General features: G+C 61.9%; 12 protein-coding genes and 1 riboswitch. Of the genes, 1 reads left to right on the top strand and 11 read right to left on the bottom strand.

Annotation, left to right across the window (positions count from 1 at the left end):
- Nucleotides 1–294: 294 nt before the first annotated feature.
- The 4 genes from FFS45_RS39410 to FFS45_RS39395 all read right to left on the bottom strand — a co-directional run bounded on the left by FFS45_RS39410 (nt 295) and on the right by FFS45_RS39395 (nt 7,582).
- The gene (locus FFS45_RS39410) at nt 295–1,011 is read right to left on the bottom strand and encodes a GntR family transcriptional regulator (protein WP_137960015.1); all 717 of its coding nucleotides are present in this window, start codon (nt 1,009–1,011) and stop codon (nt 295–297) included.
- A 35-nt stretch (nt 1,012–1,046) separates the two neighbouring features.
- Nucleotides 1,047–4,649, bottom strand: coding sequence for an urea carboxylase (gene uca, locus FFS45_RS39405; RefSeq protein ID WP_137960014.1), 3,603 nt, complete (start codon nt 4,647–4,649; stop codon nt 1,047–1,049).
- A 13-nt stretch (nt 4,650–4,662) separates the two neighbouring features.
- The gene (gene atzF / locus FFS45_RS39400; RefSeq protein ID WP_137960013.1) at nt 4,663–6,498 is read right to left on the bottom strand and encodes an allophanate hydrolase; all 1,836 of its coding nucleotides are present in this window, start codon (nt 6,496–6,498) and stop codon (nt 4,663–4,665) included.
- Nucleotides 6,499–6,724: 226 nt separating this feature from the next.
- A complete protein-coding gene (locus tag FFS45_RS39395; RefSeq protein WP_137960012.1) occupies nt 6,725–7,582 on the bottom strand; it encodes a DUF817 domain-containing protein in 858 nt (285 codons plus the stop codon).
- A 291-nt stretch (nt 7,583–7,873) separates the two neighbouring features.
- Here FFS45_RS39395 and FFS45_RS39390 point away from each other — a divergent pair, with 291 nt between their 5' ends.
- Nucleotides 7,874–8,707 carry a class I SAM-dependent methyltransferase gene (locus tag FFS45_RS39390; protein WP_137960011.1) on the top strand — a complete coding sequence of 278 codons (834 nt, stop codon included), beginning with the start codon at nt 7,874–7,876 and terminating at the stop codon, nt 8,705–8,707.
- An 81-nt stretch (nt 8,708–8,788) separates the two neighbouring features.
- Here FFS45_RS39390 and pip read toward each other — a convergent pair whose 3' ends face one another.
- From pip to FFS45_RS39355, 7 genes are all read right to left on the bottom strand, one after another.
- Nucleotides 8,789–9,721, bottom strand: coding sequence for a prolyl aminopeptidase (pip, locus tag FFS45_RS39385; protein ID WP_137960010.1), 933 nt, complete (start codon nt 9,719–9,721; stop codon nt 8,789–8,791).
- A gap of 273 nt (nt 9,722–9,994) precedes the next feature.
- Nucleotides 9,995–12,601 (bottom strand): valine--tRNA ligase, encoded by a 2,607-nt coding sequence (valS, locus tag FFS45_RS39380; protein WP_137960009.1) that lies wholly within the window; start codon nt 12,599–12,601, stop codon nt 9,995–9,997.
- A 481-nt stretch (nt 12,602–13,082) separates the two neighbouring features.
- Nucleotides 13,083–14,951, bottom strand: coding sequence for a M3 family metallopeptidase (locus tag FFS45_RS39375; protein WP_171029879.1), 1,869 nt, complete (start codon nt 14,949–14,951; stop codon nt 13,083–13,085).
- Between the two features lie 192 nt (nt 14,952–15,143).
- Nucleotides 15,144–16,529: a cysteine--tRNA ligase gene (cysS, locus tag FFS45_RS39370; RefSeq protein WP_137960007.1), complete on the bottom strand. Its 1,386-nt coding sequence runs from the start codon at nt 16,527–16,529 to the stop codon at nt 15,144–15,146.
- Between the two features lie 234 nt (nt 16,530–16,763).
- On the bottom strand, nt 16,764–17,630 hold the full coding sequence (locus tag FFS45_RS39365; RefSeq protein WP_137960006.1) for a tetrahydrofolate dehydrogenase/cyclohydrolase catalytic domain-containing protein: 867 nt from the start codon (nt 17,628–17,630) through the stop codon (nt 16,764–16,766).
- 175 nt (nt 17,631–17,805) lie between these two features.
- A riboswitch (ZMP/ZTP riboswitch) is annotated at nt 17,806–17,887 on the bottom strand.
- Between the two features lie 8 nt (nt 17,888–17,895).
- Nucleotides 17,896–18,357, bottom strand: coding sequence for an ASCH domain-containing protein (locus FFS45_RS39360; protein ID WP_137960005.1), 462 nt, complete (start codon nt 18,355–18,357; stop codon nt 17,896–17,898).
- Nucleotides 18,358–18,450: 93 nt separating this feature from the next.
- Nucleotides 18,451–20,390 (bottom strand): hypothetical protein (locus tag FFS45_RS39355; protein ID WP_249363117.1); only part of this gene is annotated, 1,940 nt, incomplete at its 5' end.

The following is a 20,390-nucleotide window of genomic DNA, read 5'->3' as shown; positions in this document are numbered from 1 at the left end:
GGCGAAAGCGGAAGGAATCCCGCCTGCGGCCCCCGTCACACCCGCAACCCCTGCTGCCGATGCGACCTTCAGAAACTCACGCTTGTTCATCGATCATCCTCTGCCTGTTGAAATTTGGATTTCGCCTTGGATACAAGACGAAATCCAGAGAGCAACTTCCAGGCCAGGGGACGAATGGCACAAGCGGCCCGCTGTGCGGTGATCAGTCAGCAAGAGGGATACCGCTGTGTCTGAAGCCGGTGCGAGCAGCGCGCCACGCTGGTGCGCCGTGCACGTATCGAGTGAGGTGCAGTGCTAGGTTTCTTCGCGTGCACCGTAGCGCTCGCGAGCGGTCTGCATCATGTAAAGCGTGATGCGTTTGACCTCAGCCTGGCTCTCTGCAATATGGGCGCGAATCATCTGCTGGGCGTCGGCGACCTCGCCGGCAAAGATGGCCTTGAGGATCGCTGCATGCTCCTTGTAGGTCGCGGCGACGCGCGGCTTTTTAGTGAAGTCGAGCCTGCGGATGATCCGGATCCGTTCGGTAACGTCCTCGTGAATCCGGGACATTTCGTTGTTGCCGACTGCCGCCACCAGCCGCCCGTGAAACGCTTCATCCAGTGATGCGACGGTGGCCGGGTCGTCGAGCTGTTTCTTGACGGGAACGCACCAGATATCGCGCAGGGCGTCGAGCCGGGCGGTGGCGCCCAGCTCGACGATCTTTGCAATCGCGGAGGTTTCCATCATGACGCGCACTTCGTAAAGATCTTCGAAGTACTTGAAGTCGAAGGCGCGAACTTGCCAGCCGCTCTTGAAGTTGACGTCAACGTAGCCCTCGCGCTGCAACCAGAACAGTGCCTGCCGCACCGGCGTGCGGCTGACCTGCATGCGCGTCGCAATATCGCCTTCGCTAAACTTGTCTCCCGGCAGCAAGCGAAAGTCGAAGATGTCGGCCTTGAGTTGCGTGTAGATCTGCGCAGCAAGGTTGCTGGCGCTTTTCGCCGGTCCAGTCGGCACGCTGTTGTCCGCCATCTGTGTTTCCAGGTGTAATGGGCTAAATCAGAATCTTACTCCAGCGATACCAGTGGATCGCCAGCGTGAATCATCATACCCGGCTTGCAATGGAATGTTTTGACGATACCGTCGCGCGGCGCGGAAACATGGAACTCCATTTTCATCGCCTCGAGAATCAGCAGCGGGTCGCCGGCATTCACGCGTGAACCCGGGTCGGCCATCAGTTTCCAGACATTGCCGGTGATGTCGGCTGCAACAGTCGAGCCGGACAGTTCCGCAACTTCGATCAGATCCGCGCTCGCCGGTCCGGTTGTTTCCGCGCCGCCTGTTTCGGTCGCCCAGTGGGCCACTTCGGCCTCGAAAGCGCGCTTCTGGTTCGCGCGGAATGCCTCGAGTTCGGGCTCGATCCGCTCGAGGAACGCGTTGTACTCGCCAAGATCGAACACCTCCTCTTCGATGCGAACGCCACTGCGCCCTTCGCGGAAGTCGTTGCGCAGCGTGTCGAGTTCACTTTCGCTGACCGGATAGAAGCGTACCTGGTCGAAAAACCGCAAGAGCCAAGGCTTGCCGTCGATAAAGACGTCGTTCTTCAGGAACTTGTTCCAGATCGGTAGCGTGCGCCCGACCAGCTGATAGCCGCCGGGCGAATCCATCCCGTAGATGCACATATAGACGCCGCCGATGCCGACCGTCCCCTCAGCCGTGTAAGTGCGGGCAGGGTTGTACTTCGACGTCAGCAGCCGGTGGCGGGGATCGACCGGCACGGCGCACGGTGCGCCCAGATACACGTCGCCCAGACCGAGCACCATGTAGCTGGTTTCGTACAGCGTGTCGCGAACCTGGTCGCGCGAGGCCAGTCCGTTGATGCGCCGCATGAACTCGGTATTGCTCGGCAGCCATGGCGCGGTGTCCCTGACCGATTGGCGGTAGCGGGCGACCGCATCGAGCGTTGCGGAGTCCTCATAAGCCATCGGCAGATAGACGACGCGGCTTGGCACCTTCATCGTCGAGATGCCGGTGAGCGTCGCATCGGCGGCGGCCAGCGCCTCGACCAACGCGCGCTGACCGACGACGCGCGAGTCGTAACGCACCTGCAGCGAGCGAACACCGGGTGACAGTTCGAGTACGCCGTCGACCGGATGGAGCCGTAGCGCTTCCATCAGCGCATGGACCCGGAAGCGCAGATTCAGATCGAGGACGTTCTCGCCGTATTCGATCAGGATGTACTTGTCGCCGGCCTGACGGAACACGGTCTTGGGGTTCTCGCCATGGCCGGGGGCCGCGAACAGGATCGGCGAGCCGCGTTCTGCCGCGAACACGGGTGCCAGGAATTCCGCTGGCGTCCAATCGGCGATGAACGCGTCCTGCCGTTGTTCGAGAGCGAGCGCGTCGTCGAACGTCATTTCACGGAAGCGGATCTTGTCGCCCGGCTTGACTTGTCCCACCTTCCACAATTCAGCCTTGACGATGGTCACCGCACACACAAAGCCGCCGAGGCTCGGACCGTCGCGCGTGAGGATGACAGGCATGTCACCCGTGAAATTGATGCTGCCGATCGCGTATTCGCAGTCGTGCACGTTCGACGGGTGCAAGCCGGCCTCGCCACCGTCGGTACGGGTCCATTGCGGCTTGGGACCGTTCAGGCGGATACCGAGGCGATTCGAGTTGTAGTGCACCTCCCACTCGCTCGCGAAGAAGATTTCAATCGATTCCGGCTTGAAGAAATCAGGCGCACCATGCGGGCCATAGAGCACGCCGATTTCCCACGTGCGTCCGTAGTCCGGCACCAACTCTGCCGGCAACGCGGCTGGCGTGTAGAGCGGTGCGAGGTCCGCAGTGGCCGGCAGTCCAGGATCCGCGATGGGCAGGACGTCGGACGGCCGCAGTGTGCGCCCGCCATGGCCGCCGAACTGCCCGAGCGCGAAGGTCGAGCGGCTGCCAAGATACAGGGGCACATCGAGGCCGTTGCGGATGGCCACATAGGTACGGCAACCGCTTTTCGCCTTGCCGACCCGCAGTGTCTGGCCAACTTTCACAACCAGCGGCGTCCAGAAGGCAAGCGGTTCGCCGTCGAGGTCGCCATCGGTCGGGGCGCCGGTGAGCGCGACGACCGTATCGCAATGAAAGCGCAACGTCGGGCCGAGCACGGTCGTTTCGATGCCCGCCGCCGCGGATGCATTGCCGACAATGCGATTCGCGAGACGGAAAGCCCAGTCATCCATCGGGCCGGATGGCGGCACACCGATGTCCCAGTAGCCGACGCGTCCCGGATAGTCCTGGACAGTGGTGTAGGTGCCTGCATCGAGCACTTCGACTACAGACGGGCGGTACGTGAAGCCGTCCAGATAACGCGTCGACACGTCGCCCGAGCCGAATCCGTCACTGCCGATCACCTGGCGCAGGTAGTCGAGGTTGGTCGCAATGCCCGACAGGCGCGTCGCGTCCAGTGCGCGTTTCATTTTGGCGATCGCGGCCGCGCGGTCGTCGGCGTGCACGATCAGCTTCGCGATCATCGGATCGTAGTTAGCCGACACCTCGGCCCCGGTTTCGACCCAGCCGTCGACCCGCACATCGTCCGGAAAACTGACCTCGGTCAGTGTGCCCGGGCTCGGCGCGAAATTGCGCAGCGCGTTCTCCGCGTATATGCGCACCTCGATCGAGGCGCCCTTCGGCACGATCTCACGATCGAGCGCCGGCGGCGTGCCGGCCGCCGTGAGTATCATCCACTCGACCAGGTCAATGCCCGTTACCGCTTCGGTAATCGCGTGCTCGACCTGCAGACGCGTGTTGACCTCAAGGAAATAAAACGTCTGCTGCGCGGAGTCGTAGATGAATTCGACCGTCCCGGCAGAACGGTAGCTGACCGAACGCCCCAGACTTTCCGCCGCGGCCAGCAGATGCTCGCGGACGTCAGCCGGTAAATGAGGCGCGGGCGTTTCCTCGACGACTTTCTGGTTACGCCGTTGCAGCGAGCAATCGCGCTCGCCCAGCGCGACGACGTTGCCGTGTCCGTCGCCGAAGATCTGCACTTCGACGTGCCTGGCGCGGTCGACGAAGCGTTCGACAAACACGCCGCCATTGGCAAAAAAGGACTGACCGAGCCGCTGCACAGACTCGAACGCGGCGACCAGTTCCGCTTCGTCGTTGCAACGCGTCAGCCCGATCCCACCGCCGCCCGCAGTACTCTTGAGCATCACGGGGTAGCCGATTGTGCTGGCCGCTTCACGCGCGGCGTCGAGATCGGCCAATAGTCCGGAACCTGGTGTGAGCGGCACGCCCGCGGCTTCGGCCAGCTCCCGTGCCGCATGCTTCAGGCCGAACTGTTCCATCTGCTGCGGCGTAGGGCCCACAAAGGCGATCCCTTCCGCTTCGCAGCGTGCGGCGAATTCGGCGTTCTCCGAAAGAAAGCCGTAACCGGGGATGATCGCCTGTGCACCCGCCTGCTTCGCCGCAGCGATGATGAGCTCGCCGCGCAGGTAGCTTTCCGCGGCAGTGTTGCCACCGAGCGGAATCGCGATATCCGCTGCCCGGACGTGCAGGCTGTTGCGATCGGCATCGGAGTACACCGCGACCGAGCGGATGTTCATGCGTTTGAGCGTGCGCGCGATGCGGCACGCTATCTCGCCACGATTGGCGATCAGGACGGTATCGAACATGACAGCCCCGGGATCAGGAATGGGATGGTGTGGAGGCCGCTTTCTGGCTGGCGAGCCAGGCCGCCCAGCCGCCGAATTCGGTGATGTCGCGCGCTTCCTGCAAGGCGTATGGCTCGCAGATGAACCCCTTGACCTGCCTGCCGTCGGCAAGCGTCACGGTGCCAATGCCAAGCGGCGCGGGCACACCGGCGACGAAGGAGCCGAATGCCGCGCTCGGCACGTCCCATAGCTCCAGCTGTATGGGCGCACCGTCGCTGGAACGCAGCAGCCCCGGCTTCGCGGGAGTCGTGTTGGCGAGCGAGAAGAGCCGATAGTCGCTGGACGTGGTGGTGCTCTCCACGAAGAGTGCGCCGCGGCTCGTCAATTCATGATTGAGCGGCATGCCGCGCAGATGTGCACCGACCACCGCGACACGGATCGTGCCGCGAGGGCCGCCTGCCCCGGTTGCGGGCGTCCGCTCTGCCGCACTCTGCTGTAGCGGCAGTCCCGTTGCTCCACGAGGCAAGCCGGTGGCTTGATGCCACTGCGCGGCGAAGGTCGCGAGTGCGCGCTCCTGCCATGCATCGCCGATGAAGGTAATCCCGAACGGCAGGCCATCCTCACGCAGGTTGGCCGGAACGGCGACAGCACTCCAGTCCAGCAGGTTGACGAAGTTGGTGTACTTGCCGAGATTGCTGTTCAGCCGCACCGGGTCTGCGAGCAACTCGGCGATCTTGTAGTGTGTCGGCGCCGTCGGCACAAGCAGCGCGTCGAACTGCGAGAGCAAGGCATCGGCGCGGCGCTTGAGGTCGGCCAGTTTGTAGATCGACTCGAACGTATCGGTAGCGGAGAATTCCTTCGCCTTGAAGATGATGTTACGCACCACCGGATGAATGTCTGCCTCATGCTTGCCGGCAAACTCGCGGATCGCCGCAAAGCGCTCCGCTACCCAGGCGCCGTCATAGAGCAGCGCGGTGACGTCGTCGAAAATGGCGAAGTCGATCGGCACACAGGTCGCCCCGCGTGCTTCGATGTGTGCAACCGCAGCCTTGAAGGCCTTCGCAGCGAGTTCGTCGCCGAAGAATTCCGGCTGCACCGGCACCGCAAAACGCGGCGCGGCGGGAACGCGCCAGTCGAGCGCAGCGGCTGGCGCTTCGCGCGAGAGGCCGTCTGCCAGATCGAGTGCAGCGGCAACGTCGTAGACGAGCGCTGCGTCGTCCACCGTTGTCGCGAACACCGAGACGCAGTCGAGCGTGCGGCATGCGGGGACTACGCCCGTGTTGCTGAATGCGCCGCGGGTGGGCTTGAGTCCGACAATATTGTTAAGGCCCGCAGGTACGCGTCCAGAACCGGCAGTATCGGTTCCGAGCGAGAACGGCACGATTCCGCGTGCAACCACGGAAGCCGAACCCGAGCTCGAGCCGCCCGAGATGTACTCGGGATCGAAGGAGTTGGCCGGTATGCCGTAAGGCGATCGCACGCCCACGAGTCCGGTCGCGAACTGATCGAGGTTCGTTTTGCCAATGACGATGGCGCCGGCTTCGGTCAGCCGCTGGATGATCGTTGCGCTGCGTTCCGGCGTGTAGGCGAACGCGGGGCATGCGGCCGTGGTGTCGAAGCTGGAGACGTCGATATTGTCCTTGGCGGCGAACGGAATCCCGTAGAGTGGGAGTTTCGTCAGATCGCCACCGGCCGCCGCGAGTCTGCTATCGAGCCTTGCGAGCTGTGCGTCGAGCGCTGCCGGTGTGACAGTCGATATCCAGGCGGGATCGCCGGAAGCCAGCCCGCTCACGAGTTCGCTGAGTAGTTTGGCGGGTGTTTCACCGCGCCGGTAGGCGTCCTGCCAGTCAGAAATTGTCCAGCCGCGCATCTCGTATTTCCTCTTGTGTACAAGTTTTTGCAACTTGTATTCAAGAGTTGTGCCAAGTACGCTGGATGTCGTCCGGGCCTTTCCAGGAGCGGGATTCCGACGGCAGACACCGTAGTCCTGCCATCGCCAGATGCACTTGTCTGGCGCGACATGCCCGATCACTGGGCGTAAGACCTGCGGTGGTGCAAAGCCCCCAGGAGACGAGGAAGGCTGGCGGACTCCTGCGCTACGGCGCTCGCGGCCGATTCACCAAGGTGACGATAACGTAACTCATGATCGTGAGCATGAACCACGAGCCCAGCTTGCCGACCGACACCATGGCCCACCCTTGCATCTGGCTCGGATACAGCCAGGCGTGACTGAAGGTGCCGAGGTTTTCGGCGAGCCAGATGAACACCGCGATCAGAAAGAAAGCGAGCAACATGGGCATGCGATGGTCCGCCGCACCGATTCGGAAGTAAACCCAGCAACGCCGGAACGCGAGCGCGACACACGCCATCAGCAGGTATCGAAAGTCGAACCAGTAGTGGTGCAGAAAAAAATTGCCGTAGATCCCCGCAGATAGCGCTAGCGTTACCTTGAACGGTGGATGATGGGAAAACCGCAGATCGAATCCACGGCAAGCGCGCGTGATATAGCTTCCGACCGACGCGTACATAAAGCCGGTAAAGAGCGGCACACCGCCAATGCGCAAATACGCGAATTCCGGGTACACCCATGACCCCACCGCGGTCTTGAACAACTCCATGCAGGTACCGGCGATGTGGAACAACAGGATCACCTTGACCTCGTCCCACTCTTCCAGACGCAACGCGATCAGGACAATCTGAATCGCGATCGCCGAAAGCGTCAACGCATCGTAGCGCGGTAAAGGCCAATTGGCCGGATACCAAAGATGCGTTGCCACGAGCAAGGCGACCATCAGCCCGCCGAACAGGCAGACCCATGCCTGCTTGATGCCGAACACCAGAAACGAATGCAGAGCGGCAGCAAAACGACCGCGGCCATTCAATGAACCCAGCAAAGTGGACGCCAGAGCCTCGATCCGCCCATTTGCGGAAGACGGTTCTATTTCTAATTGCATGCTTGCCTTTTAGCGCGGGTCGATGCCCGCTTGGTCAATGCCTGAAACACGTCGCCGTGCGGTTTGAATGAAGGTGGTCACGTCCGCTTGGGTATGACGGTGATTAAAAACACAACGCCGGTTGTCGCCGGCAGCCCAATATTCCTGATTCGTCGCATATGCGTCAAGGATCGCGTTCCGCGCCCCACTTCCATTGTCACAGCCGTAGCGGTGCCCGATAATCGCAAACCGTTCGACCGAATTGTCAATGTCGATAAAGCATTGCGCATAACCTGTCCGGAGGCTCCGCGCATGACCGCGCCTTCCCCTGCCGAAACGTATCTGCAAGACTTCCATCAGCGTCAGCCGGGTGCAACGAGCGCCGCGTTCGCCCATCTTCGCGCCCATTCCACAGTTGCCGAATATGCGTCCTCATACGCCGCGCTCGCTGCGTGCGTTCCAGACGCGCAGACACCGCTAGCCGTGCTCGATCTCGCCTGCGGCGACGGTCATCTGCTCAAGCTCCTGGCGGACAGGCAACAGCCGTCGTTGCGCTTGATCGGCGTCGACATGAGTCAAGGTGAACTGGACGTTGCGCGAACCGTTTTGCCAGCTGACGTCGTGCTATTGAAAGAGCGCGCCCAGGCGCTGTCCATTGACACAGCGAGCGTCGATTGCGTGCTCTCGCATATGGCCATCATGCTCATGGACGACATCGAGCAGGTGGTCACCGAGATCCGGCGCGTGCTTCGTCCTCAAGGACAGTTCGCCACCGTGATTGGCCGGACCGGTTTGCTTGGCGAGGCGAAAGACGTCTTGCTCAGTTTCCTGGTGCCGATTCTCAAGGAAGAGGCATCCTGGTTCCGGTTCGGCGACGCGCGAACCCGCACGGAAGACGGCATGACTGGGCTGCTCGCGCGTGACTTTACCAACCTGCAGTTCGAAGACCTGGACGTGGACTGGGAGCCGCTTCCCCACGAGCTATGGGACTCGCTCACTGAAACCTACGATGTGGACGTGCTATCCGCGCCAGCCAAAGAACGCCTGCGTGAGCGCCTGCTTGAGGCGCTGTCCGGACTGCAGCAAAGCGACGGAACCATTCGCACCGGCTGGGGCGTTCGACTGATCCGCGCTCAGGCGAAGTAAGCGCTTTGGTCGGCTTGAGCGAGCTCCGCTGCAACATCAGCGGGCCTCGCTCACCGGTAGCCGGTACAGATACCCGCTGGATTAATCGGCGAACCGGTCTGTGGCCGCGATCAACGCCTGCAGGATGCCCGGTTCGTTAAAGGCATGCCCGGCATCTGGAATGAGCTGGAAGGTCGCCTTCGGCCAGGCCTTGGAAAGATCCCACGCGGTGCGGGCAGGCGTGGCCACGTCATAGCGGCCTTGCACGATTACGCCGGGGATATCGGCGAGACGGTGCGCGTCGCGAATCAGTTGGCCTTCCTCGACGAAACCCTCATTGACGAAATAGTGGTTCTCGATTCGCGCGAAGGCGAGCGCGTAATCGTCGTCGCCGAAGTGCTGCTCAAGCTCCGGACTCGGCAACAAGGTGATCGTGCGTCCCTCCCACAAGCTCCAGGCGCGGGCCGCTTGCCGTTTCGCGGCCTCATCCGTGCCGGTCAGGCGGCGCCGATAGGCGGCCATCAGATCGCCTCGCTCCTCCTCGGGAATCGGTGCGAGGAAGGTCTCCCACAGGTCCGGGAACAACCACGACGCGCCTTCCTGGTAGTACCAGAGCAGTTCGGCACGGCGCATCGTAAAGATGCCGCGCACAATCAGCGCGCTCACCCGCTGCGGATGCGTTTCTGCGTAGGCAAGACCAAGCGCGCTGCCCCATGAGCCGCCGAACACGAGCCATTGTTCGACGCCAATCATGTCCCGCAGCCGCTCGATATCCGCCACCAAGTCCCACGTCGTGTTGTTCTCGAGGCTGGCGTTCGGCGTAGAACGGCCGCAGCCGCGCTGATCGAACAGCAGGACGTTGTAGCGCGCCGGGTCGAACAGGCGGCGATGATCCGGGCTGCATCCACCGCCGGGACCGCCGTGCAGAAATACTGCGGGCTTGCCATTGGGATTGCCACACAACTCCCAATAGACCTGGTGTCCGTCACCTGTGTCAAGAAATCCGTGCTTGTAGGGCTCGATTGATGGGTACATGAGTCATTCCAAAGTGTGAGTGCCGAGGTGTCCGACTCACGGCAGCGACCGTCCGCGCAAACCGTTTGTCTCAAGATACATGCAGCGATTAAAGCGTGCAATGCTGAATGGCCGGCTCTGCGTTAGGCTGCTGCGTGTGGCGCAAGTTCGAGCTGGCGGGCTAATCGGCCTGAGAGAGCTGAAACACGTTTCCCTCGGGATCTTCTCCGTCGCACAACAGATACGGACAGTAGAGCGACGGCGCGGCACTTGCGCCACCGCTCTACCAGCGCGCTAGGTCAATTCGACCCGCACATGAAAAACCTCCGCGACGCTCAGCTCGAATTGCTTGACCTGCCCTGCGTCGCATAGATCGCGCTGTACGGACTCAAGCCACTGAAGCTGCGCTCGCGGACCTTCAATCACAAGCCGCTTCACCTCGGCCTTCATGGAAAGCCGCGCTTCTGATTTGACTTTACGAATCTCGCCTAGCACTTCGGATGCCGCGGCAGTCATCTCCGGTGAAACATCGCAATCCAGACCGCCTGGCGCATCGAGCGCCGCCGCCGTCGGCCAAGGCGCCGTATGCACTGACGACTCCATCCACCACGACCAGCATTCCTCCGTAACGAACGGCAGAAACGGCGCGAACAGCCGCTGTAGCACGGAGAGCGAGGCCGCCAGCGCATTGCGCGCCGACTCTGCCCGCGCCCCGCTGCCATATGCACGCTCCTTCACCAGTTCGACGTAGTCGTCGCAGAACCACCAGAAGAAGCCCTCAGCGCATTCGATTGCGCGGTTGTACTCGAACGCCTCTAGCGCGGCCGTTGCTTCCACAACGACCGCGCTCAGCCGCCGCATCATCGCCCGATCAAGCGCTTGCGTGATCGCGCCGTGCGGATTCCCCGCAAAGCCCAGCGCAAACTTCGACACGTTCAGCAGCTTGAGCGCCAGCCGGCGGCCCACCTTCATCTGCTTTTCTTCGAAGACGGTATCCGTTCCGGGGCCGCCGAGCGCTGCCCAGTAGCGCACGCCATCCGATCCATAGCTATCCAGAAGCGCTAGCGGCGTGATCACGTTGCCCTTCGACTTCGACATTTTCTTGCGATCCGGGTCGAGAATCCAGCCCGATAGCAGCGCGTGCCGCCACGGCGCGCAGTTTGCTTCCAAACCGGCTCGCACCACCGTGTAGAAAAGCCACGTCCGGATGATGTCATGCCCCTGAGGACGCAGGTCCATCGGAAAGACATTCGCAAAGCAGCCGTCGGGCTCCTCCCAGCCGCCCGCGATCTGCGGGGTGAGCGAGCTGGTCGCCCACGTGTCCATGATGTCTGCCTCGCCCGCGAAGCCGCCGGGTTCGCCCCGTTGCGCTTCAGTGTAACCACGGGGCACATGCGAACGCGGATCGATCGGCAACGACGACGCATCCGGCGCGATAGGTCTGCTGTAATCAGGCTCGCCCGCAGAGTCTAGCGGATACCACAGCGGAATCGGCACACCGAAAATGCGCTGACGGCTAATCAGCCAGTCGCTATTCAGGCCCGTGACCCAGTGTTCATAACGCGCTGCCATATGCGCGGGATGCCAGCTCAACTGGGCGCTTCGCTCAAGCAATTGCGTGCGCATGTCACCGTCACGCCCTCCGCTGCGCAGATACCATTGCCGTGTCGCGATGATTTCAAGCGGCCGCTCCCCCTTTTCGAAGTATTTGACGCTATGCATGAGCGGTCGCGGCGGCGCGGTCAGCTCGCCGCTTTCGCTCAACATGTCCACAATCCGGCTGCGGGCCTGCGCAATGGTGGCGCCCGCGATCCGCGCATAGGCCAGCCCGGCGCGCGGCGAGCGGAGCCAGTCGGGCGTCGCGTCATGCAGACGGCCATCCTTGCCGATCACGCAGCGCGTGGGCAGGCTCAGCTCGCGCCACCAGATGACGTCAGTGACGTCGCCGAAAGTGCAAACCATCGCGAGCCCCGTGCCCTTCGCCGGATCGGCCAACGGATGCGTCAACACCGGCACCTCGACCTCAAAGAGCGGTGAACGCACCGCGGAGCCCGCCAGGCAGCGATATCGTTCGTCCTCCGGATGCGCGACCAGGGCGACACACGCAGGGAGCAACTCTGGGCGTGTCGTCGAAATGACGACGGCGTTGCACATGTTATCGATGAAACGCAGATCGTGGTAAGCACCCGCAATCTCGCGATCTTCAAGCTCCGCCTGCGCCACTGCAGTCTGAAACGTCACATCCCAGAGGCAGGGCGCTTCCTGGCTGTACAATTCGCCGCGCTGCATGTTGCGCAGGAATGCCAACTGACTGATACGTTGCGAGCGCTCGTCGATGGTGGTGTAGCTGAGGCTCCAGTCGATCGAAATGCCGAGTCGCACGAACAGTTCGCGGAACGCACGTTCGTCGATGGCGGTCAGTTCGTGGCACAACTCGATAAAGTTGCGCCGGCTGATCCGCGCAAACTGCGAACGGCGTGTAGCCGGTGTGGAAGGCGCACGATAGTGCGGATCGTAGGCCGCATCCGGGTCGCAGGTCACACCGTAGAAATTCTCCACACGCCGCTCGGTGGGCAGGCCGTTATCGTCCCACCCCATTGGATAAAACACGCTCTTGCCGGTCATACGCCGATAACGGGCAATGATGTCCGCATGCGTATAGCTAAACACATGTCCAACATGCAGCGAACCGGAGACCGTGGGCGGCGGTGTATCAATCGAGAACACCGCTTCGCGTGGTGCAGAGCGGTCGAAACGGTAGGTGTGCTGCGCTTGCCAATGACTGGCCCAATGCGCTTCAAGTGCATCGAGTGTGGGCCGCTCGGGCACACTCGCGACGGCACGGCGTCGAGGAAAATGACCCTGCTGCGCCGCCGGTAAGGAAGATTGCTGTGAGTTCATCTCTGCGTCGATTATCGAGGGGTATTCGGACTTCCGCACGATGCGCAGGCTTGCAAGAATCCGCGCGCCCTCAACAAGAGGCACGAACGGATTTATCAGGCGTGCGTCACGCGGCGTTGAAAGCGCTGTTCGAACGAGCGAAAACGCGGATAAGCAGCGCTATTCCGGTGGAGGAATACCCGACAAAGGCTTGCAAAGACTCAATGACGCGCGATACGACCTGGGCCCGTGAACGACCGAACGGTGCGTGGAAGCGAAGTGAAGCGAGAGATGAGGACTGCGGCGGAAACAACATGACGCGCAATACGGCCGGTTCCGGCAAAGGGAAAACGGCGCGTGCTGCGTATGGGACAGGTCAATCAGTGCGGCATTACGTTTAACGGTGACATAGCATCCTCCGCGTGTGAACGTTAGATAAGAGGTGTCCCGGCTTGTGACCGAGACACCTTTTTATAATCGATCGTCGACATTCGCACAAGTGCTAAGTGCGATCTCGCCAGGCCTCTGCCTCGATCCATGCTTCAAACGCCGCATACAGGGCCGGCAGCGATTCCTCGTTGGTGGCAATGCATTGCGCCCCGTGAACGATCGAAATCGACGCATCGAGGTCCGTCTCGGCCTCGGGCGGCGGCGCGGCGGTGTCCATGTGCTTAAAGGCATCCTGCGCACGTGCCCACGCTTCCTCTGGCGAACGATTGCATTCCGCCGCCAGCCAGGACGAAGTCAAACCCTCGCCCGTCAGGTTCCGTAGCGTTTCATCGAGCGTCAAACTGTTGCCGGATGCCCAGCAATGCTGCGCAAGCAACGGACCCACCGCAGGGTTATCGACAATATAGCCGAGCGAGCGCGTCAGATAAGCGCGCGTTTGCGAAGCCGCCATCTTCGCCAGTAGATAGCCCTGGTAGTACACCGCGATGTCATGATAGACAGGATGCGGCGTGCTCAGCACATAGCCGGTGTGGTTCGGTATGCCGAGGATGCGTTGTGTCGTTGCGCGCGCCAGTTCCAGCACCGACTCCACAGTCCGCTCGCCCTCCTCCATGCCATACAGCGCCCGCTCGAAATACGTCGGCACCAGGTCGCGTCGTTCGTTATAAGCGAGGAAAAGCTGGTTCGACTCGACCCGTGCACGGATCATGTCGTCGGGCATCCGCTCGCCGGCCGCGTTGCGTGCGTACCGTCTGATCCAGCAGGGATCGCCCGGCAGCGCGTCGAAGAATTTCGCCTGCGCTTCGAGGTAAGCCGGCGAACTCGGTGTGAAAATGTGCGAGAAGCAGGGCGAATTGAGCGCCACGTTCGAAAAGTGCGCGGCGTGCCCCGCTTCATGGAACAGCACGTTAAGCCCCTGCATTCCTGCGCCGGCCTGTTGCGGGCGCGCGGTCGAGGTAAAGCGAACGTCACCCGGCACCCAGCCGGTGTTGTCGTCCTGATAGCTCGCCGTGGGTGCCGCGCAAAACCCGGTCGGAAACTTACCAGGCCGGTCCAGCAAATCGATCTGGATTCGCGCGCCGCGATAGGACACGCCCAGACGCCGGAACGATTCGGCCCAACGCTCGAGCGCTTTGCCAAAGGGAAAGTAAGCGTCCGTCTTCGCCGCCGCGCCACCGTGCATCCTGTATGGCAGATTCTGCGGCTGCAGGGTCTCCTCACCATGCTCCACGACAAGGCGGTCCAGCACCGCGAAATGCGTCTCGCGCGTATTCTGCTCGAACTCGTCGAAGATCTCGAAGAGTTGCTCGGGGCTCATGCCGCTATACGTGCGCAGCCGATAGTCGAAGAAATCGCGGTAACCAAGTTCGCGCGCCAGGGCATTGCGCCTGGCCACAATTTCAAGGAAGCCGTTTTCCAGCACCCAACGTTCCAGCCCATGCAGGGCATCGTGCGAGCTCTTGCGCGACGCCTCGTCCGGATTGCTTGCCAGGTTCACGCGCAGCGTGGCAGGCGAGGCTTCCTCGCTATGCCCCGACGCGCCGATATGGCGCATCTTGTAGGCTTGGCGACGCGCAAAGAGAGCCCCGTCCATTTCGATCAGCTCGGCCAGCAAGGTAGCGGCGCGCTCGCTGCCGATCGCGTTGCCTTCGAACGCTGCGATCCAGCCACGCAGGCCGGTCACGAGCGCATCGCGCTCAACCGACGGAGCAGCCGCCTCGACTTTTGCCAGGTGCTCACGGCTTTGCGCGAGACGTTGCGTGTCGGCGAGAAAAGTTCTACGTGCGAGGCCTGCCGCTCCCTGGGTGTCGTGGTCGTCGCTCTGGCCGGTGTGAGTCAGCCAGAACAGATCCCATTCCTTGTGATGAATCTGCAAATAATCGTGGTTGAGCTGGTCAAAGAAGGCACGAGCGTTTTTCATGTGCGGAGCATCGTTAGAGGCGTCGTTTTTGCTGCTCGGCGAAACTGCGAAGGCGAGCGCAGCGAGAGGTTTCGATCGTAGCGCAGTCGGCCTACAGTTGACTTGCCAGGCCGCGGCCAAGGGCACAAGGGCACAAGGGCACAAGGGCATTGTGTCATCTACACCCCGAAGATCGCTTAGGCTTTGCGCTCGTTAAGCCGCTTCATCAATCGGGCTTAGCCGCTGCCCATCCGGGCGGTCCTCCACCTGCCAACCCGCTGCCTTCAATCTCGCGCGCAGGAGATCCGCCTGCGCCCAATCCTTAGCCGCGCGCGCCTTCTCGCGCAATTCCGCCAGCGCCGCGACATCTGCCGGAATCTCAAACGCATCGGCCTGCCAGTCGGCGAGCCGCAGTCCGAGCACGGTATCGAACGCATCGACGGTTGCCCGGCGCGTTGCGACGGGCAGATCGCTTCTGACCAGTTCCCACACAACAGCCAACGCGCGCGGCAGATTCAGATCCTGATTCACCTCGGCGTTAAAGCGCGCCACGAAGCGCACATCTGCTTCGCCACCGGCAGGCCAGCTCGCATACGCTTTGCGCAACCTGTCTAACGCCGCCTGAGCGGCTTCAAGCGCCTCGTGATTGAAGCGCAGTTTGCTGCGGTAGTGCGCGCTCAGGCAGAGGTAACGGTAAGCCAGCGGATCGATCCCGCGGTCGAGCAAGCTTTGCAGACGCAAAAAATCACCGCTCGATTTGGACATCTTCGCGGCATCCAGCGTCAGAAAATGGCCGTGCATCCAGAAGTTGGCAAGCCGTGTGCCGTAGCAGGCCTGAGTCTGCGCAATCTCATTGCTGTGATGCACGGCAATATGATCTTCGCCGCCGCAATGAATATCGAACCACGGACTGAGGTACTTCGCCGACATCGCCGAGCACTCGATATGCCAACCCGGAAAGCCGCGTCCCCAGGGGCTGTCCCATTCCATCTGGCGAGTTGTGTCAGGCGGGCTGAACTTCCACAGTGCGAAGTCGGTGGCGCGGCGCTTGTCGCCCAGCGCGACCCGCTTGCCGGCCTGCAAGCCGGCATGATCGAGACGCGCCAGATAGCCGTAGTCGTCCTGCTTGCCGGTGTCGAAGTACACACCGTCGGCCGTTTGATAGGTGTAGCCGTTGCGCTCCAGTTCGGCAATGAAGGCGATCTGCTCCGCGATATGGTCCGTCGCACGGCACCAGAGGGTCGGCTCCAATAGATTGAGCGCCTTCCAGTCGGCCATGAAAGCGTGCGTGTAGCGTTCGGCTATCTCCCACGCCGAAGCGCCGGTGCGCCGGCTACCCTTTTCCATCTTGTCTTCGCCTTCGTCGGCATCGGAGACGAGATGCCCGACGTCGGTGATATTCACGACGTGCCGCACGTGATAGCCGTTCAATGCAAGCACGCGCCGCAGCACATCCTCGAACACGTATGTCCGCAGATTGCCGATATGCGCATGGTCGTACACCGTGGGTCCGCAGCAGTACATCCCCACATGCTCAGGCTGCAGCGGTGTGAACGGGCGCACGGCGCGCGACCAGGTGTCGTACAAGGCGAGAGACATTAGCGGTTCCCGGTGATGGAATAGGCAGAAAACAAAAAGGCCACCGGTTCTTCAACAGGTGGCCATCAGGGACTTGCTCAGACGTGACGCGGATCGACGCGCTAGACGCAAGCTCCCTCTGGCAGGCTTTGACAGCATGCGCGCTTGAAGCGAACGAGGGAGACGGAGGCGGAGATCATGATGAAGATGCTAACGCGTGTATATTTTTTGGTCAATCGGTTATCACGGTTAGTGCTAAGCGCGGCTTTGCATTGCCTGTTCGGCGGCGTCGACTGTCTGCGCGATCAGCGTGGCAATCGTCATTGGACCGACGCCGCCCGGCACGGGCGTCACCGCGGCGCACCGGCTCGTCAGACCGTCAAGGTCGACATCGCCGACGCCACCAGGATGATAGCCGGCGTCGATCACCACTGCGCCGTCGCTGATCCAGTCACTCGGAATGAACCTGGGCTTGCCCACGGCGCCCACCACGATTTCGGCTCGCCGTACCTCGGCCTCCAGATCGGCGGTCTTCGAATGACACAAGGTGACCGTCGCGTTCGCATTCGAGAGCATCAGCGCCATCGGCTTGCCGAGAATCGCGCTGCGTCCGACGACAACCGCCCGCTTACCGGCGATCGCGATCTGATAGTGCGCCAGCAAGCGCATGATGCCGGTCGGCGTCGCCGGGCCGAATGCCGGTTCGCCGAGCGCCATCCGTCCAAAGCCGTGACTCGTCACGCCGTCCACATCCTTGAGCATCGAGATGCGGTCGAAGCACCGACGCTCGTCAACCTGAGGGGGCACCGGATGCTGCAGCAAGATGCCTTGAACGTCGGGATCGGCGTTGAGACGGTCGATCTCGGCGAGCACATCCCGCGTGGTACTAGCCGCGGGCAATTTGACGAGCCGCGAGTCCATACCGACGCGACGGCACGCGTTGCCCTTCATCCGGACATAGGTGGCCGATGCCGGATCGTCACCCACCAGAATCGTCGCGAGAATCGGCGTCCGGGCGCCATTGCCGGTTTTGAGCGCGGCGACACGCGCAGACAAGGTGTGTTCGCCCAGGGCAGCAACGGCCTTGCCGTCCAGCACCACGCATTGAAGATGATCGACCATGGTTCAGCCCCCGTTCGTCACGGCGCCTTGGCCGATACGCTGCAACGGGTGAACAGCCTCGTGAGGTTGCGCCGCGACGAACTGACGGCGGCGTACGGGCACGACGCATGAAACGGAGGGAACAAGCGAAGACGCAAAGATAGGGGCAGTCATTGGAAGTCTCCAAAGAGAACGATCAAGATGCCCAGGCGAACGGCGGTCTACCCCTACGCTTCCCGATGGTGATCCATCTTCTCTCGCCAGTCACGTAGGCCCCCATGATAACTCAGGACCACGCCTGCACGACCTCAAAAGTCTCGCAGACAAGCGGCATGGTCTCGTCGATCGTGCGTCCTATTTGCTCGCACTCGCGCAGAAAATACTCCCAATGGGCCTTGCGCCAGTATGCAAGCGACAGATCGCCCTCGCCTTCACTGGCCGCAAATTCCGCAGTCACCTGGTTGAAGGGAACGATCTCGACACGCGTGATCCGGTGAAGCATGACCGGACGATCGAAGTAGTCGACCACGATGCCAATATCCCCTACCGCCGGAATCGCCTCGCCCTCGAACTCCCACGACCACAGCATGCTGCACGTGCCGCGCTTCGTGCCCTGCAGCATCAGCGCAATCAGTTCGGCTGAGAGCGCCTGCGAGTCGCCGAAGCCGACGATCCTGCGCTTGCCCTCTGGAACCTGAATGCCGCGCTGCGACAATGTCTCGACGAGACTCTCGATAGTTGGACTCATAAGACTGCACGGGCATACGGGGTGGCGAAGGTTCGCAGCTTACCTCAGGCACCGCGAACCCAGCACCGAACCGCGCCACGTGCCCCTCGCCTGTTATTGCCCCGTATAGCCGACCGGCGCCGTCACGTTGCTTTGCATCACGCTCGCATTGGAAGAGACGACGTAAATCGGCGACTCTGTCAGCGTCAGGTTCACCACCCCATTGCTATACGCCACGGAAGAAGGATTGCCCATCATGTCGATCACGGTCACATGCCCGCTGGTCCCCGCTGAATCCACGGTCAGCGCATAGGAGGTGCTATAGGTCGGGCTATACGTGCCGCCGGAAGTGGGCCAGTCGGCATTGTTGTGCGTCCACAGCGCCGTGATCACCGCTCCGCCGCCCAGTTGCTGGAAGGCGTATCCATAGACCATCGACGGCAGGCCGTTGAGATGCCCAAGGGTCTGCGTACCGTCGATGACGCGGGTCAGCGCCGCCATCGCCATCGCCTCCGGCTTCGGACTCACGTTGGTTGCGCCGTATTGTCCCTGCGGGTCGACGATGTCGAAGAAAGTGCCTTCTCCCACATCGGCAGGATAGTCCGCGCCGTAGAAGAAGTAGGTCACCTGTGCGCCCTCGCCGAGGATGATCAGATGCGCCCGCACCGCGACCGCGGCCTGCCCGTACAACTCGTTCGCACTCGGATAGTTCGGGCCGTATGCCGCGCCCGAATCGTAGCTGATACCCAGTTCCGTGGACCACAGCCGCATGTTCGGCTTGAACGACTGCATCTCCGAGCGCAGCTCACGCATCTGCTGGTCGAGCGCGTTCGCAACGTTAGCGGGATTCGGGTCCGTGTCGTACAGTTCCGGTGGATGCGCGGCATAGGTTCCCGCGTTGTAGTAGCCATGCGTGGTCACGCCGTCGATATAGCTGCCGAGCCCCAGTGGCACATAGGTTTGTAGATAGCCTTGCGTGCACTCCGTCGTACAGTTGGCAGGGAATACGTTAGTAGTACCCATCACCACTGCATTCGGGTCGGTGGAGTGCAGGCCGTTATATACCGCCGCGTACATGGCGACGAAGTTGGCCGTGGTGTCGACCCATTGCGGCTCCCACGTTACCTGATAGTAGTCGTTTTGCTGATTCGGGAAATAATTCTGGCGAATCGCCACCGAGTCTGTACCGACGCGGGCCATGTAACCCTGGTAATAGCTCTCGCTGGTCGGTGCGTTCGTATCGTCCTGGAAGGCGCCGGTCGGGCTGGCCCATGCAGGTATCCCGTCGAGGCGAATCAGGCGCATGATCTTGCCGCTCGTATAGAACGGATCGAGATCCGAGAGCGACGGCGTCCACGTGTTCGGACCGTTCGGCTCCATCGCGGAGAGCTGACGGTTATCGATTGTCTGCGAGATCCCAAGGTCGGTCAGCATGGGACCGTTGTCATTGAAGCCCTGCATGCCGAAGCGATGCTGCTCCTGATGCGCATAGCTCACGGCCGGAATTGAAGCGGACAGATTGGGCAGGATGCCGAATGTCGCAATCCCGGTTGGCCGGGTGCCGGCCTCGGGCAGCGTGCCACCGGCGCTCGAAAGGGTGGCGGTGATGGCAAAGTAACCGGACACGGCGGCGTTGCACGACAACGTGCTGGTTTGCGCACCGCTCGGGACCGCGAACGAGCCGCTGCCCTTGATGTTGCCGAGTTGATCCTGCATGGACCAGACAACCTTGTCCGCCGAAGGCGCCGCCGTGATGAACGACACCTTGAACGCGCTGCTCTCGGCAAACATGCGCGTGCCGTCGGAGGTCGGCGTATCGGCGGTGATCAGCCCGTTGGTCGTGCCGCCCGCAGCCACGGTGGGACTGGTGCAGGTGATTGTGCCGGTGGGTGTTGGCGTTGGTGTTGGTGTCGGTGTTGGTGTTGGTGTCGGTGTTGGTGTCGGTGTTGGTGTCGGTGTTGGTGTCGGTGTTGGTGTCGGTGTTGGTGTTGGTGTTGGTGTCGGTGTTGGTGTTGGTGTCGGCGTTGGTGTCGGCGTTGGTGTCGGCGTTGGTG

The organism is Burkholderia sp. 4M9327F10 (assembly GCF_005503145.1).
GTDB lineage: Bacteria > Pseudomonadota > Gammaproteobacteria > Burkholderiales > Burkholderiaceae > Paraburkholderia.
The sequence above is the reverse complement of the archived record's forward strand: the minus strand, read 5'-3'. Positions and strand labels throughout refer to the sequence as shown.

Bases quoted from the DNA above. Each gene is read 5' to 3' on its own strand.
- FFS45_RS39410 (WP_137960015.1), bottom strand. From the start codon at position 1,011: ATGGCGGACAACAGCGTGCCGACTGGACCGGCGAAAAGCGCCAGCAAC.
- uca (WP_137960014.1), bottom strand. From the start codon at position 4,649: ATGTTCGATACCGTCCTGATCGCCAATCGTGGCGAGATAGCGTGCCGC.
- atzF (WP_137960013.1), bottom strand. From the start codon at position 6,498: ATGCGCGGCTGGACAATTTCTGACTGGCAGGACGCCTACCGGCGCGGT.
- FFS45_RS39395 (WP_137960012.1), bottom strand. From the start codon at position 7,582: ATGCAATTAGAAATAGAACCGTCTTCCGCAAATGGGCGGATCGAGGCT.
- FFS45_RS39390 (WP_137960011.1), top strand. From the start codon at position 7,874: ATGACCGCGCCTTCCCCTGCCGAAACGTATCTGCAAGACTTCCATCAG.
- pip (WP_137960010.1), bottom strand. From the start codon at position 9,721: ATGTACCCATCAATCGAGCCCTACAAGCACGGATTTCTTGACACAGGT.
- valS (WP_137960009.1), bottom strand. From the start codon at position 12,601: ATGAACTCACAGCAATCTTCCTTACCGGCGGCGCAGCAGGGTCATTTT.
- FFS45_RS39375 (WP_171029879.1), bottom strand. From the start codon at position 14,951: ATGAAAAACGCTCGTGCCTTCTTTGACCAGCTCAACCACGATTATTTG.
- cysS (WP_137960007.1), bottom strand. From the start codon at position 16,529: ATGTCTCTCGCCTTGTACGACACCTGGTCGCGCGCCGTGCGCCCGTTC.
- FFS45_RS39365 (WP_137960006.1), bottom strand. From the start codon at position 17,630: ATGGTCGATCATCTTCAATGCGTGGTGCTGGACGGCAAGGCCGTTGCT.
- FFS45_RS39360 (WP_137960005.1), bottom strand. From the start codon at position 18,357: ATGAGTCCAACTATCGAGAGTCTCGTCGAGACATTGTCGCAGCGCGGC.